Source organism: Bradyrhizobium sp. Arg237L, assembly GCF_029990105.1.
Classification (GTDB): domain Bacteria; phylum Pseudomonadota; class Alphaproteobacteria; order Rhizobiales; family Xanthobacteraceae; genus Bradyrhizobium.
Window position 1 is genome coordinate 115,109 of the sequence record NZ_JAQMIL010000005.1, and the last position, 14,794, is coordinate 129,902.

The window sequence follows — 14,794 nt, forward strand, 5'->3', positions numbered from 1 at the left end:
TGTCAGTATCGGTCCCGGCCAGGAGTCCAATTGGTGCCGACGAGCGGAACGCGCGCGATCGCAGCCGCTTCGACGGTGAGTGCGACAAGGTCTTCAGGTTCGAGATTGTGGACGTGGTTCTTGCCGCAGGCGCGTGCGATTGTCTGCGTTTCCAGCGTAAGAACGGACAGGAAGTTGGCAAGCCGCCGCCCCGCGACGACCGGATCGAGGCGCTTTGCAAGCTCCGGATCCTGCGTGGTGATGCCCGCCGGATCTAATCCCTCATGCCAGTCGTCATAGGCGCCGGCCGTCGTGCCGAGCTTGTTGTATTCGCTTTCGAGCGCCGGGTTATTGTCGCCCAGCGCGATGAGCGCCGCCGTGCCGATCGCGACCGCGTCGGCTCCGAGGGCGAGCGCCTTGGCGACGTCGGCGCCGTTGCGAATGCCGCCGGAGATGATCAACTGCACCTTGCGGTGCATGCCCAGTTCCTGGAGCGCCTTCACCGCGGGGCGCACCGCCGCCAGCGTCGGAATACCGACGTTCTCGATGAAGACCTCCTGCGTGGCGGCCGTTCCGCCCTGCATGCCGTCGATCACGACGACATCCGCACCGGCCTTCACGGCCAGGGCCGTGTCGTAATACGGGCGGCTCGCCCCAACCTTCACGTAGATCGGCTTCTCCCAATCGGTGATTTCGCGCAGCTCCTCGACCTTGATCTCGAGGTCATCGGGGCCGGTCCAGTCGGGGTGACGGGAGGCAGAACGCTGATCGATGCCTTCCGGCAGCGTGCGCATCTCGGCCACGCGCCTGGAGATCTTCTGTCCCAGCAGCATGCCGCCGCCGCCAGGCTTGGCGCCCTGGCCGACCACGATCTCGATGGCATCGGCGCGGCGCAGATCGTCGGGGTTCATTCCGTAGCGTGAAGGGAGATATTGGTAGACGAGGAGCGACGAATGAGCGCGCTCCTCGTTGGTCATGCCGCCGTCGCCGGTCGTCGTGCTGGTTCCGACCGCGCTGGCACCGCGGCCGAGCGCTTCCTTTGCCGTGCTCGACAATGCGCCGAAGCTCATGCCGGCAATGGTGACGGGCGTCTTGAGGTGGATCGGCTTTTTCGCAAAGCGAGAGCCGAGCACGACGTCGGTGCCACACTTTTCGCGATAACCCTCCAACGGATAGCGCGATATGGAGGCGCCGAGAAACAGCAGGTCGTCGAAATGCGGTACCCGTCGCTTGGCGCCGCCGCCGCGGATGTCATAGATGCCGGTGGCCGCGGCGCGCTGAATCTCAGAAATCGTGTAGCGGTCGAAGGTTGCTGAGAAGCGCGGTTCCGTTCTTATCGGTTTTGGGGCTGCCATCGTCTGCCGTCAGTAGGATGCAATGTTGTCGATGTGGAAGTTGTAGAGACGGCGTGCCGACCCATACATGCGAAACTCGTCGAGGTTGGCGTCTTCGACGCCGGCCCGGTGGAGCAGTGCGGCGAGGCGGGCCTTGTCCTCCTTCGCCATCGGCTTTTCGATACAGTCGGCGCCGAGACTCTTCACCTTTCCCCGCACGAAGATGGTCGCTTCGTAGATGGAATCGCCGAGGGCCTCTCCGGCATCGCCGAAGACGACGAGGTTGCCGGCCTGGGCCATGAAAGCGCTCATGGCGCCGATCGAACCCTTGACGATGATATCGATGCCCTTCATCGAGATTCCGCAGCGTGCGGCTGCGTCACCATCGACGATCAGCAGTCCGCCGTGACCGGTGGCGCCGGCGGATTGGCTCGCATCGCCCATCACATGAACGACGCCCGACATCATGTTCTCTGCGACGCCCGTTCCGGCATTGCCGTGAATGCGGATCGACGCCTGCTTGTTCATACCGCCGCAGTAATAGCCGACATGTCCGTTGATATCGATTTCGATGGGTGCATCGACGCCCGTTCCGATCGCATGCTTGCCGTTGGAGTTGCTGACTTCCCACAGGGTCTCGTTGGTATCAGGTACGAGACGGTGCAGCGCCGCGTTGAGTTCTCGGACTGTTTGCCGCTCCAGATCGATCACGGGCATTATCGACGTTCCCAAGCGTAGACGGTCGCCGGTTCGGGCTCGAAGACGCGGGCGTTCTCGATGCCTGGCAACGCCGAGAGGGCGCGAAACTCGGAGCCAAATGCGACATAGTCATCGGACTCGGCAAGGATGGCCGGTTTGCAGGCGATCGGATCGCGGAGCACGGCGAAGCCGTCGCGGGTACCGACGACGAAGGTGAAGAAGCCGTCGAGTGCGACAAGGCTGGACGTCAACGCCTGCTTGAGGCTGTCGCCTTCGCGCATCCGCCACGTCAGATAGCCCGCGGCCACCTCGGAATCGTTCTCGGTCTCGAAGACGAAACCTTCGCGCTTGAGGCCGCGCCGGACCGCGTTGTGGTTGGAGAGCGAGCCATTGTGGACGAGGCACTGGTCGGCGCCCGTCGAGAAGGGGTGAGCGCCATTAGTGGTGACCGCCGATTCAGTCGCCATGCGCGTATGGCCGATGCCGTGGGTGCCTTGCATCGCGGGCAGCGAGAACTGGTCGGCGACGCGCTCCGGCAGGCCGACCTCCTTGTAGATCTCCATCCGGGAGCCGGCGCTGACGAGATGTATCTCGGGATGATGCTCGCGCAGCCAGGCCAGGGCCTGCGCCTGTTGCTCACGGGGTATCGTCACCACGACATGATTGGAGCGCCGCACCAGATCGACCGGCGCTTTCAGCACCGCGCCGAGCCTCCTCGCCAGATCGCGGTCCACGGCCGCGTCGGCGGCGCGCAGCGTCAGCTTGATGAGATCGTCGGCCCCTGCGCCATAGATCGCTATGCCTGCGCTGTCCGGACCGCGGGCCGACATCGTCGCGAGCATGCGCGAAAGGTGTTCGCCCAGCTCCGGCTGAAGCTGTTCGTTCTTGAGAAACAATCCGACAATGCCGCACATGCGCTGCTCCCTGACTTGGAGAGCAAATGTAGCAGCTTCGGACGCTTCGTCAATCGTGAGGAATAAGTTTTTCCTGATAAGAAATTGGGCGCAATGAGGCAGAATTAGGCGGGGCGCCGCGGATACACGATGATCGAGAGGTAAGTCATCGGCCGCTTCACCAGCACTTCGGGCCCATGCAGCGCGCCGGAGTCGAACAGCATGGAATCGCCCGGGCGTAACCGGTAGCTCTTGTTGCCGTGACGGTAGATCACCTCGCCGGTGAGCATGTAGATGAACTCTGTGCCGGCGTGCTGGAATCCCGTATAGGCCTCGGCCTCTTCCTTCAGCGTGATGAGGTACGGCTCGACGACGACGTCCTCGCCGCTCACATGTCCGAGCAGTTGGTACACATGTCCCACCTTGGTGCCGCGTCGTTCGATGACCACGCCTTGCTTGGCGCGAACGAAGGAGCAGTCGCGCCGCTCCTCGGATGCCGCGAACAGCAAACTAAGCGGCACAGTAAGCGCGTTCGCAATCGACTGTAGCGTGGAAAGCGACGGCGAAATCTGGCCGTTCTCGATTTTCGAAAGCATGCCGGCCGAGATGTTCGCGGCGCTGGCCAGATCAAGCACCGAGAGATCCTGCTGACGTCGGGTATCCCTGATCTTCGCGCCGAGCGCGCGCTCCAGACTTCGGCTGCTTTCGATCGGCGCATTCGAGCCCGTGCGGTAGTCCGAATTCTCGATGACCGTTTCCTTCGGCGTTGCCGCGCTCTTTCTTTTCATCTGCATGTTATCCCGTTCTTATCAGCGCAAGTCGTAACACGATGGCAGGCGGAGGCGGTAAGAATTTTTCAGCCCGCAACCGCGACGTGTGACTTGGCGTCTGACTTGGCGCCGCGCCGCGGCTTCGTCGGCTCGCAGAACTTCCGAACGATGTCGCGATCAATCGCGGCCGTGCAGTTGCGTCGCCCGACGCAGTAAAAACCGAGCTGTCCTCATTGTAACTGTCAGTGCACAAATTTTACTCTTGAGAAAGTTCGGGTCACTTGTATCGTTTAGAAAATAGATTTCGTGTAGAGAAAATCACTTGAGAGGCTGTTATGCGGGCAGATCGTCGTGGTTTCATGAAAGCAACGCTCGGAGGTGCGACGGTCCTCGCCGCTCCATACGGGTTCGTAAAGAGCATCAATCAGGCGTGGGGAGCTCAGTCCTGGATCAAGAAGGGCGAGCCCATCAAGGTCGGGCTCCTGTTCTCGCTCACCGGCGGCCTTGCAGTGCCTGAAGAGGACTCGACGCTCGTGATGCAGTACGCGATCGATGAGATCAACAAGGCCGGCGGCATCGCCGGTCAACCGATCGAGCCGGTGATCGTCGACGCGAAGTCGGACTTCAACGTCTATTCGGAGAAGACCAAGGAACTCATCCTGCGCAATCGGGTCGTCGCGCTGTTCGGCTGCTACACCTCGGCGAGCCGCAAGGCGATCCTGCCGACCGTCATGGCGCAGAACCACCTGCTTTACTACCCGACCTGCTATGAGGGCGCGGAATGCACTCAGAACACGATCTGCACCGGTCCGCTGGCGAACCAGCACTCGAAGGACCTGATTCCGTTCATGGTCCAGCAGTTCGGCAAGAAGGTCTTCTTCGTCGGCTCCAACTATGTCTGGCCGAAGGAATCCAACAAGAACGCCAAGGTCTGGCTGCAGCAGGCTGGCGGCGAACTGCTCGGTGAGGAATACATCCCGCTCGGCAGTTCGGAATTCGGCCCCGTGCTCAACAAGATCCGGGAGGCGAAGCCGAACTTCATCTTCTCGACCGTGGTCGGTGCATCCGACATCGCTTTCCACAAGCAGTTCAAGCAGGAGGGCTTCAAGGTCGACTCGATGCCGATTGCTTCGCTCACTACGGGCGAGATCGAAACCCGCGCGATGGGCAACGAGTTCGGGGCCGGCCACTTTCTCTCGGCGCCGTATTTCCAGGGGCTCGACAATCCGACCAACCACAAGTTCGTGGAGGGATTCCTGAAGAGCAAGTACGGCAAGAACGGTGTCACCCACTACAATATGGAAGAGACCTATCTTTCCGCCTACGTCTTCAAGTACGGTCTCGAAAAGGCCATCGCCAAGGTTGGCCTGGAGGAGGTGACGCCGCGCGCGATCCGCGACAGTACCGGCGGCATCAAGGTCGAGGATGCGGTTTCCCCGGAAGGACTGATCTGGATCGACGATCAGAACTTCAACGCCTGGCTGAAGCCGAAAATCGGCCAGTGCCAGGCCGACGGCAGCTTCAAGATCGTGAAGGCTTCGGCAGAGCACGTCGCGCCGGACCCGTATTCGATCTATCCGGACCTCGGCAAGTGCACGGCGGACGGCCTCAAAGCTGCCGACGGCAAAGTGCGCAAGAGCGTGATCTGAACACAGCGAAAAACAGCAGCCGTGGCGTGCGCGTCGCGCGCCACGGTCGGCTTGGCACGGAGCGAGCTATGGCGGTCGGATCGTTCTTCACGTCCTTCGATCTCAGCGCGTTCATCAACGCGCTGATCCTCGGAATCAGCATTGCCAGCATCTGGCTGATTGCTGCGTTGGGGCTCACGATCATCTATGGCGCGGTCGGCGTGATCAACATGGCCCATGGCGAGTTCATCATGCTTGGCGCCTACAGTTCGTACATGTTGCAGAGCTTCCTTGGGCTGCCTTTTCTGTTGTGCGTTCCGGCTTCTTTCCTGATCGTTGCCGCGGTCGGCCTGATCCTGGAACGCGGATTGATCCGCTACCTCTACAAACGCCCGTTGGATACGCTGCTTGCCACGTTCGGCGTATCGCTTGTGCTCATGCAGGGGGTGCGACTGATCTTCGGCAGCGATCCCAAATATCTTGCGGTACCGCCGATCTTCTCGAGCAACATCCAGTTCGCCTTCGTCAATATTTCCGTTTTCCGCGTGGTGGTGCTCCTGGTCACCATCGCGGTCGTCGTGGCGCTCTGGGCCCTGTTCTACCGGACGCGCTTCGGCGTCCAGGTGCGCGCGGTGACGCAGGACAAGGAGATGGCGGCGTCCTTCGGCGTCAATGCCGATCGCGTCTACATGCTGACCTTCGCGCTTGGCGCGGGCCTTGCCGGTCTCGCGGGATCTCTTTTCGGTGTTCTCAATATCGTTCTGCCCACGATGGGGGCGGCCTATGTGGTGCAGGCCTTCCTCGTGGTCGTGGTCGGCGGTGGCACGCTGGCGGGCAGCGTGGCAGCGGGTGGCGCGACCGGCGAACTGCAATCGATCTTCGCCTATTTCACCAACGACACTTTCGCCCGCTTCGTGCTGTTCGTGATGATCGTGGTGTTCCTCCGGATACGGCCACAGGGCTTGTTCGCGCCATCCGCAAAGCGTCGGTGAAGGCTGCGGCACCGGGATCGGGAAGGGAATGGCGAAATGAATCTCTATCACAAGGTAAGCGCGCAATGGCTGGCCTATCTGGTCTTCTATGCCGTGCTTGCAATGGTGCCTTTGGTCGTGAGCGATAATTTCCTGCTTAATCAGCTCTCGACATATGGCGTGTTCGCAATGCTCGCGCTTTCCGTCAGCCTGTGCTGGGGCTTCGGTGGCATCCTCAATCTCGGACAGGGTATTCCCTTTGGTCTTGGCGCCTACGGCATGGCGATGACCATGCAGATGCAGTCGCAAGACGAATCGAACCCGATGCCGCCCTTCATGCTCAACAACAGCCTGGATCACCTCCCGCTGTTCTGGGTACCCTTTGGCAATACGACGGTCGGCATCGTGCTGGCGCTGGTTGTCCCGACGGTGTTCTGCGCGATCTTCGGCGGGCTGATGTTCCGCGCCCGCGTGTCCGGCCCGTTCTTTGCGATCATGACGCTCGCGATGCTGAGCGCGTGGTACACGCTGATCCTCGACATTCAACCTTATACCAACGGCGTCAACGGCATCACGCCGCCGGCTGCCCTGAAGCTCGGGGAACTGGTGGTCGATCCCTATAGCCCGGGCGCGTACTGGCTGGTGCTCGGTCTGTTGATCGCCGCAACTGTGGTGGCCAAGCTGATGACGCTCAGCCGGTTCGGCCTCGTCGTACAGTCGATCCGCAATGACGCCGAGCGGGTCCGCTTCCTCGGCTACAATGTTGCCGGCTACGAGACCGCCATCTACACCGTGTCCGGCCTCTTTGCCGCCGTGGCCGGCTGCTGCTGGGTCATCCTGACGCAATATGTCTCGCCGGCACAGTTCGATACCACCTTCAGCCTTTCGATAGTGATCTGGGCCGGCATCGGCGGGCGCATGTCGCTGATGGGCGCCATCCTCGGCGCCTTCCTGATCCAGGGCGCGCAGAGCTATCTGGGCGACGCGTTCCTCAATACCTGGCTCCTGATCCTCGGCGGATTCTTCATCCTGGTCGTGCGCTTCCTGCCGAAGGGACTGATCGGGCTGGTCGAAAGTGCGCTGGGCCGGATCTCGATCGGCTCGAAGAAGGGCGGCAACGGCGTTTCCGCCCCGCGCCTCTATCCGCAGCCAGGCGAGTAGGGGGCGGTCATGGGGTTCCTGGAAATCCGCAACCTCTGCAAGAGCTTCGACACCGTCTCGGTGATCAACGACTTCAGCTTCGAGCTCGTGGAACAAACGCTGTGCTGCCTCGTCGGGCCGAACGGCGCCGGCAAGACCACGACCATGGACCTGATCACCGGCCGGCAGAAGCCGACCTCGGGCCGGATTCTGTTCTGCGATGACGATATCACCGGTCTCGACGAGCACGAGATCGCCCGGCGCGGCATCGGCCGCAAATTCCAGGTGCCCGCGGTGTTCCGCGATCTGACGGTGCGGCAGAACCTCGAAGTCGCTTACAGCCGCAGCACCAACCCGCTGAAGAATTTCTTCCGCTTCAGGGAGCCGTTCTTCGCCGAGAAGCTCGAGGAGATCCTCGCGCTGACGGGGCTTGGCAACCGCCTGAACGTCGAAGCGGGCATCCTGTCGCACGGCGAGACCCAGTGGCTCGAGATCGGGATGGTGCTGATGCAGAATCCGCGCCTTCTTCTGTTGGACGAACCGGTCGCCGGCATGACCGAATCCGAGATCGAGAAGACCGCTGAGATATTCAACCGCCTCAAGCAGACCAACACGCTCGTCGTCGTCGAGCACGACATGGCCTTCGTCCGCCAGATCGCCGACATGGTCACGGTGATGCATATGGGCAGCTTGCTCGCCCATGGATCGATCGGCGACATCGAGGCCAATGAACGCGTGCGCGAGGTCTATCTCGGCGAGACGGAGGACGCGTGACCATGTTGCTGTCGATGGACCGCGTCACCTCCTATTACGGCAAGACGCCAATCCTGAAGGATTTCTCCTTCGGCGTGGAAGAGGGCAAGTGCCTCTGTGTGCTCGGCCGCAATGGCGTCGGCAAGACCACGTTGATGCGAACGATCATGGGCCTGACCGACAGGTCGGTTGGCGAGATCACCATCGAGGGGCAGGACATCGCGTCCTCGCCAACCCATCTCCGGGCCAGGCTCGGTATCGGTTACGTGCCGCAGGGGCGCGGAATTCTCTCGGAGTTCACCGTCCGAGAGAACATTCTCCTGGGTACCTTCGCACGCCACGATGGCCGTCCCGAGATTCCCGAGATTTGCCTCCAGATGTTCCCCTATCTGAAGGCCAATCTCGACCGCCGGGCAGGCCTCCTGTCCGGCGGACAGAAACAGCAGCTTGCGATTGCTCGCGCGCTGGCGGTCGATCCGAAGATCCTTCTGCTCGACGAGCCCACCGAGGGCATCCAGCCCAATATCGTGCATGAGATCGGCGAAACCTTGCTGACGCTCAACCGCAAGCTCGGCATCACGCTTCTCCTGACCGAGCAGCACATCCGCGTGGCTCGGCGGCTGGGGGATGCATTCCTCATGGTCGACAATGGACGCGTGGTCGCCGGCGGCCCGATGGCCGAACTCACCGATGACGTGATCCACAAGTATCTCACCATCTAGTCAACACGGAGCAGATAGATGATTCCGATACCCCGGCCCTCTTCGTCCGATGCGCAGCGCATGATCAAGGAGCACAAGGAATGCATCGACTCCATGAAGGGGGTCGCCGGCAACAGCGTGCTCAAATGCGCGACGCCGGGCGACACCACCACGGTCACGGGAGGCATTCACGAGGACTTCCAGCTCAATCGCGTCCTGCTGCGCATGCGGGCGCAGCCGGCGAAAGGCAAGCTCGTCGTCGTCTGCACCAAGGTCGAAAAGGAGTGGCGCATCGCCCGCCTTTCCGGCATCCGCGGCGTGCCGCCGGAATTCATCAACGACAAGGTCTATGACAATGAGCAGGACCCGCAGCATGACATCTTTCTGATGCGGCTGGAGGAGTTCGCTGAGTACGACGGTTTCCCGGAACACTTCCGCGAGGGATGGAAACGCCGAGACGACATGTGGGCGACGACCTGAAGGTTCAATGAGAAAAGTCAACTGTTGAGGGCACAATCATGAGTTGGATGACGATCACCGGCTACGCTGACAAGTTCAGCGTCCATCCGGGAGACACCATCAAGTTTTTTGTCAATTGCGACGGACCGGCCGACTACCAGGCGGAGATCGTCAAGATGATCCATGCCGACACCAATCCGCGCGGGCCGGGATTCATCGAGGAGAAGATCCAGGCTTCCTGCAACGGCACGTACAAGGGCATGAAGCAGGAGATCTACAGCGGCTCCTACGGATTCGTGGTCGACAAGCCGCAATTCTGTCTGGAAAGCGTAACGCTGCAGTGCTGGATCTGGCCGACCGCGCCGAAGACGCATCCCAAATACTGGAAGCACGGCGCGCAGGGCTTGGTCACCAAGTGGCACGACGGCAACGGATACGGGCTCTTCATCAACGAAGCCGGCTGCGTCGAATTCCGCGTCAACGACCAGGTCATCACCACCGGCGCGCCGCTTCGCGATCATGCCTGGCACTTCGTGGCGGCGTCGTTCGATGCCAAGACCGGAGAAGCCATTCTCTATCACGAGCCGCAGATCGTCTACGCACTTGATCCGGAGATACCACCGGTCACGAAGAAACTCTCGACCAAGCTCACCTATGCGCCGGGAACGCCGACCGTGATCGCCGGCTATTGCGGCTCGTTCAGCGACGCCCCGCAGGGCAAGGCTTCGGTGCCGGCGGGCATCCTCATCAAGGGACATTACAACGGCAAGATCGACAGTCCGCGGATCTGCAACAGGGCGCTGAGCCGGCTCGAGATCGAGACCATGAAGCTCGGTGCGCAACCGGGTCTCAGCGAGCGGCGCAATTCGGGCCCGACCGGCAAGCTCTCCGAGGCCATCGCCGCATCATGGGATTTCTCCGACGGGATCAACACGCTAGTCGGGAAAGACAAGGGGCCATATTTGTTCCATGCCACGATCGTCAATTGCCCAACCCGGGCGATGACCGGCTACAACTGGGAAGGCCAGGTGTTCGACTGGAAGGTCGCACCGGAACAATACGGCGCCATCCATTTCCATGACGACGATATCGATGACGCCCGCTGGAGCACGAGCTTCGAGTGGAACGTGCCGAAGGGCACGGGCAGCAAGTTCTACGCCGCGAAGCTGACGGCGAAGGACGGAAGCGAGGACTACATCCCGTTCTGGGTGGTGCCTCGCGTCGGCGAAGAGACCGCGAAGATCGCCTTCATGGTGCCGACCATCAGCTACATGGCCTATGCCAACGAGCATCTCGCCAACAATGCCGGCGGCGCCGAACTGCTGGTCTATCGGGTGCCGATCATGCAGCAGCAGAACATGTTCCTGTCGGAGCATCGCGAATACGGTGGATCGATCTACGACACCCACACCGATGGCAGCGGTCTTTGCCTGTCGTCGCGGCTGCGGCCGATCCTCAGCATCCGGCCGAAGTACGATCACTTCCTGGCGCAGGCACCCTGGCAATACCCGGCCGATCTGCACATGATCTACTGGCTGGAGAAGAAGGGCTACGAGTATGACGTGATCACCGACGAGGACGTCACCTATGATGGCCTTGCGCGGCTTGAGAATTACAACGTTATCATCACCGGCTCGCATCCCGAGCACAACAGCGGACCGCAGCTCGATGCGCTCCACAACTACATGCAGCGCGGCGGCCGCTTCATGTATATGGGCGCGGACGGCTGGTACTGGGTGCACTCCTATCATCCCGCATATGACGGACAGGGTCGCGGCATCGTCACGGAGATGAGGCGCTGCGAAAGCGGCATTCGCACCTGGCGTGCCGATCCCGGCGAATATTATCACCAGGGCACGGGCGAACTCGGCGGCATGTGGCGGTTCCGCGGACGCTATCTGCATACGGTAGCCGGCACGGGCATGTCGTCGGAAGGTTTCGACATCTCGACCTACTATTCGAGGACTCCGGAGAGCAACGACACGCGCGTAGCCTGGGCCTTCGAGGGCATCTCCTACGACGAGAAGCTCGGAAATTTCGGTCTCGTCGGCGGCGGCGCCGCGGGCACCGAGCTCGACATCGTGGATACCATGCTCGGCAGCCCGCCGCACACGCTGGTGGTGGCAACCTCCGCAGGGCGCCACACAGAAGGCTATCTGCTGGTCATGGAGGACTACGGCTTCAACCAGCAGGGCCTTGACGGAACTCAGCACCCGCGCGTGCGCTCCGACATCGCCTATCATGAGACGCCAAACGGTGGCGGATCGTTCGCGTTCTCGTCGATCGCCTTCTGCGGCGCGCTGCCCTGGAACAACGGCGACAACAACATCTCGACGCTGGTCGGCAACGTACTGAACCGCTTCATGCAGGACGGTCCATTGCCGATGCCAGATCCGGAGGCGATCATCCATCGTGGCCGCGCCGACTACGACCAGCCGATGAACAAGGCGCGCAAGTAGCGCAGGAGAGGACGACGAAGGCGGCGCGGGTTTTTGCCAGCGCCGCCTCCGTGACGGAGGCGCAACGATGCTGACTCATCCGGATACGGTCTATATCGACGCGGGTATCGATTTCCTCGATCCCCGGCTCTATTCATCGTGTCGCGCGCCGTTCGGGCTCGCGACGATGCTTCCCCGCCGCGCCTATACATCGGAGGTGTTCGAGCGCCTCGAGAACGAAAAGGTCTGGACGCGGGACTGGGTCTGCATCGGCACGTCGCCCGAAATCCCCGATCCGCTCGATCTGCTTCCCTATACGATCGGCCAGCACGCGATCCACGTTCAGCGATTGCCCGATGGCGGTTTGCAGGGACGGTTCAACAAGGCGCAGCACGGCGGCTGCCGGACGATACCGGCACAGTGCCGCACCGGCAAGAAGACCAGATGTTCCTACACCTCCTGCGGATTCAGCCGCGACCGCGACGTCATCCTCGCCAACGCCCTCGCCGAGATGTCGCCGCAGATGGGTCAGTATCTCGGTGCCGTGCCGGAGCGCCTTCTGCCGGTGAAGGTCAGGACCTCTGGCCCGCTGATCTTCGCGAACATCGATCCGACGCTGGACGCCGAACAGCGGCCGCTGCTTCCGGAATGGACGGAGAACCTTGTGCGCCTGGAAGGTCACTGGCAGGAACACCGTTCGAACTGGAAGCTTGCGGGTGCGACGATCGTCGACATCGCGCGCTCCAGCCTCGCCGGTGGCGGCGCCACCAACCATGTCAGCGCCGAATGGACGTTTCCCAATCTCGTTCTTGTCCGGTCCCGCTACGCAACCCTTGTGGTGGTGTTGCAGCCGACCGCACTGGACCAGACGCTCTGGCGGCTCTCCTTCTTCAGCCCGCCTGAGCTCTCGCGTTCCGCACATGAGGACGCATGCGGCGGCCTCATGCGCCTGCTCGACCAGGCAGCCGGGCAGGCGTCCTCGCTGCAGGAGAAGATTGAGCTCTCGCTCGCGTCGGATCCGTCCGAGTCAAGCCGCGCCGGCTGGCTGTTCAACCAGGCCTTGATTGAGCGGGTCACCCGACATCATGTCGCCTACTGGAGTGCCCCCTTGATGCGAGCTTGAAGGGAGGAGGTGCATGGTTTTCAGCGTACAGCAGGTCAAGTACGAATTCCTCGCCTACATCAAGGAATTCGATCAGTCGTTTTCGAGCTGGTGCGTCGGCATCTCCGACGCGCCGAAACAGACGCTGTTCGAGCAGCACGGCGTGCGTGCCGACGCGGATCCCTGGCTTTACAAGCAGCTCCTGACTCACCGGGCGGCGCGCACGGTCTATGATTATTTCGTGGGTCATCTGAAGACGGCGGGCGTCCAGCCGGCGGGCGACTCCAACGATTTCGACTGTGTGTATCTGTTCAAGATGGCACCCCATACGCGTCAATGAGGAGAAGCCCATGCTGACCACCGCCGATGGAGAAGCCGCCTTTATCGATCGCGACTACGCGAAAGCGCGCGAAATCTGGGAGCCGCTCGCCGAACGCGGCGATGCCGAGGCCGAGGCATGGCTCGGTTCGCTCTATGCCAACGGGTTCGGGATCGAGAAGGATCCGACGCGCGCCTTCGCGCTGTATCTGCGCGCGGCCGAGAAAGGCAATCCGCTCGCGGCGAACAATGTCGGGGCGATGTATGCCAAGGGCGAGGGCGTCGCGACCGATGCGGTGCGGGCGGCGTCATGGTTTCACCGGGCCGCCAAACAGGGCGATGCGCTGGGCCAGTTCAACTACGCCGTCGTGCTGACCAAGGGACAGGGCGTGGACGCTGATATGAAGCAGGCGGTGGAATGGTATCGCCGGGCCGCCGAGCGGGGACATTACCCGTCGCAGGGACGACTCGGCTATTGCTACGCCAAGGGACTCGGCGTTGCCACCGATCCGATCGAGGCGTTTGTCTGGCTCAGCGCGGCGGCACAGCACGGCGTCGGGCTTGCGATGGCCGAGCTCGAAGAGTTGGTACGTGGCATGGGCGAGGAGCAGAAGCGCGAAGCGCGGCGTCGCCTTGCCGAGCGGCTCAGTGCGCGAAACGCAGCGCGGCTGTCGGCCTGAGTATTGAGGCGGCCGCGCGGCTTCGGCACGAGGTCGCCCCAACCGCGGTGAGCTGCCTACTTGCCGCGCCCGCCGGCGGTCAGCAGGGTATTCTGCAGCAGGCAGGCGATCGTCATCGGCCCGACGCCGCCCGGAACGGGCGTGATCGCACCGGCGATATGCCGGGCCTCTTCAAAGGCGACGTCGCCGACCAAGCGTCCCTTCGCTGCGCCTGCGGTGGGCAACCGGTTGATGCCGACATCGATCACGATCGCGCCGGGCTTGATCCAGTCGCCGCGGACCATTTCCGGCCGGCCGACGGCCGCGATCAATATGTCGGCCTGGCGGCAGACGGCCGGCAGGTCGCGACTGCGCGAATGGGTCATCGTCACCGTGCAGTCGGCCTGCAGCAACAGTTGCGCGATCGGCTTGCCGACGATGTTCGATCGTCCCACCACGACGGCGTGCAGGCCGCGCAGGTCGGTTGCAACGGTTTGCAGCAGCATCATGCAGCCGAGCGGCGTGCAGGGCACAAGGCTGGGCAGGCCCCGCATCAGGCGTCCGGCATTTTCCGGATGGAAGCCGTCGACGTCCTTGGCCGGATCGACGGCGCGGATGACGCCGTCCGTGTCGATATGTTGCGGCAGCGGAAGCTGCACCAGGATTCCGTCGACCTCTTCGTCGGCGTTCAGCCGCGAAATGAGCGTCAGCAGCTCGTCCTGCGATGTCTCGGCCGGAAGGCGGTATTCGAACGAGCGCATCCCAACGGCAACGGTTTGACGTGCCTTCGAGCCGATATAGACCTCGCTCGCGGGATCGTTGCCGACGAGGATCACGGCCAGTCCGGGAATGCAACGGCGCTGCTCCTTCCAGCGTGCGATCTCGGCTGCGATCTGAAGGCGCTGCCGCTCCGCCGCCGCATTGCCGTCAATGATGGTCGCTGTCATCGT

Annotated in this window: 15 protein-coding genes; 10 read left to right on the forward strand and 5 right to left on the reverse strand. The window is 62.3% G+C overall.

Going from position 1 to position 14,794, the window contains the following annotated elements:
- Positions 1 to 2 precede the first annotated feature (2 nt).
- From OZ411_RS04560 to OZ411_RS04575, 4 genes are all read right to left on the reverse strand, one after another.
- Entirely contained in the window at positions 3 to 1,334 is a 1,332-nt protein-coding gene (locus OZ411_RS04560) for an FMN-binding glutamate synthase family protein (protein WP_282526995.1), read from the reverse strand.
- A gap of 9 nt (positions 1,335 to 1,343) precedes the next feature.
- A complete protein-coding gene (locus OZ411_RS04565) occupies positions 1,344 to 2,030 on the reverse strand; it encodes a protein glxC (protein WP_130578417.1) in 687 nt (228 codons plus the stop codon).
- Entirely contained in the window at positions 2,030 to 2,926 is an 897-nt protein-coding gene (locus OZ411_RS04570; protein ID WP_282526996.1) for a glutamine amidotransferase family protein, read from the reverse strand. Before OZ411_RS04570 ends, OZ411_RS04565 begins: the two co-directional genes overlap by 1 nt.
- Before the next feature lie 104 nt (positions 2,927 to 3,030).
- A complete protein-coding gene (locus tag OZ411_RS04575; protein ID WP_282526997.1) occupies positions 3,031 to 3,693 on the reverse strand; it encodes a helix-turn-helix domain-containing protein in 663 nt (220 codons plus the stop codon).
- Between the two features lie 341 nt (positions 3,694 to 4,034).
- Here OZ411_RS04575 and OZ411_RS04580 point away from each other — a divergent pair, with 341 nt between their 5' ends.
- From OZ411_RS04580 to OZ411_RS04625, 10 genes are all read left to right on the forward strand, one after another.
- A complete protein-coding gene (locus OZ411_RS04580) occupies positions 4,035 to 5,324 on the forward strand; it encodes a transporter substrate-binding domain-containing protein (RefSeq protein ID WP_282526998.1) in 1,290 nt (429 codons plus the stop codon).
- A gap of 68 nt (positions 5,325 to 5,392) precedes the next feature.
- A complete protein-coding gene (gene urtB, locus OZ411_RS04585) occupies positions 5,393 to 6,295 on the forward strand; it encodes an urea ABC transporter permease subunit UrtB (RefSeq protein WP_282526999.1) in 903 nt (300 codons plus the stop codon).
- 36 nt (positions 6,296 to 6,331) lie between these two features.
- Entirely contained in the window at positions 6,332 to 7,435 is a 1,104-nt protein-coding gene (gene urtC, locus OZ411_RS04590) for an urea ABC transporter permease subunit UrtC (protein ID WP_282527000.1), read from the forward strand.
- Positions 7,436 to 7,444: 9 nt separating this feature from the next.
- Positions 7,445 to 8,188, forward strand: coding sequence for an urea ABC transporter ATP-binding protein UrtD (urtD, locus tag OZ411_RS04595; protein ID WP_282527001.1), 744 nt, complete (start codon positions 7,445 to 7,447; stop codon positions 8,186 to 8,188).
- 2 nt (positions 8,189 to 8,190) lie between these two features.
- Positions 8,191 to 8,889, forward strand: a complete 699-nt coding sequence (urtE, locus tag OZ411_RS04600) for an urea ABC transporter ATP-binding subunit UrtE (protein WP_282527040.1) — start codon at positions 8,191 to 8,193, stop codon at positions 8,887 to 8,889.
- An 18-nt stretch (positions 8,890 to 8,907) separates the two neighbouring features.
- Positions 8,908 to 9,348, forward strand: coding sequence for a N,N-dimethylformamidase, small subunit (locus OZ411_RS04605; RefSeq protein WP_282527002.1), 441 nt, complete (start codon positions 8,908 to 8,910; stop codon positions 9,346 to 9,348).
- Between the two features lie 38 nt (positions 9,349 to 9,386).
- The gene (locus tag OZ411_RS04610; RefSeq protein ID WP_282527003.1) at positions 9,387 to 11,786 is read left to right on the forward strand and encodes a N,N-dimethylformamidase beta subunit family domain-containing protein; all 2,400 of its coding nucleotides are present in this window, start codon (positions 9,387 to 9,389) and stop codon (positions 11,784 to 11,786) included.
- A 67-nt stretch (positions 11,787 to 11,853) separates the two neighbouring features.
- Positions 11,854 to 12,888 (forward strand): ring-hydroxylating oxygenase subunit alpha, encoded by a 1,035-nt coding sequence (locus OZ411_RS04615; protein WP_282527004.1) that lies wholly within the window; start codon positions 11,854 to 11,856, stop codon positions 12,886 to 12,888.
- 13 nt (positions 12,889 to 12,901) lie between these two features.
- On the forward strand, positions 12,902 to 13,207 hold the full coding sequence (locus tag OZ411_RS04620; RefSeq protein ID WP_130578407.1) for a hypothetical protein: 306 nt from the start codon (positions 12,902 to 12,904) through the stop codon (positions 13,205 to 13,207).
- 10 nt (positions 13,208 to 13,217) lie between these two features.
- On the forward strand, positions 13,218 to 13,865 hold the full coding sequence (locus tag OZ411_RS04625) for a tetratricopeptide repeat protein (RefSeq protein ID WP_282527005.1): 648 nt from the start codon (positions 13,218 to 13,220) through the stop codon (positions 13,863 to 13,865).
- Between the two features lie 56 nt (positions 13,866 to 13,921).
- Here the strand turns inward: OZ411_RS04625 and folD are convergent, their stop codons facing one another.
- Positions 13,922 to 14,791: a bifunctional methylenetetrahydrofolate dehydrogenase/methenyltetrahydrofolate cyclohydrolase FolD gene (gene folD, locus OZ411_RS04630; RefSeq protein ID WP_282527006.1), complete on the reverse strand. Its 870-nt coding sequence runs from the start codon at positions 14,789 to 14,791 to the stop codon at positions 13,922 to 13,924.
- Positions 14,792 to 14,794: the final 3 nt, after the last annotated feature.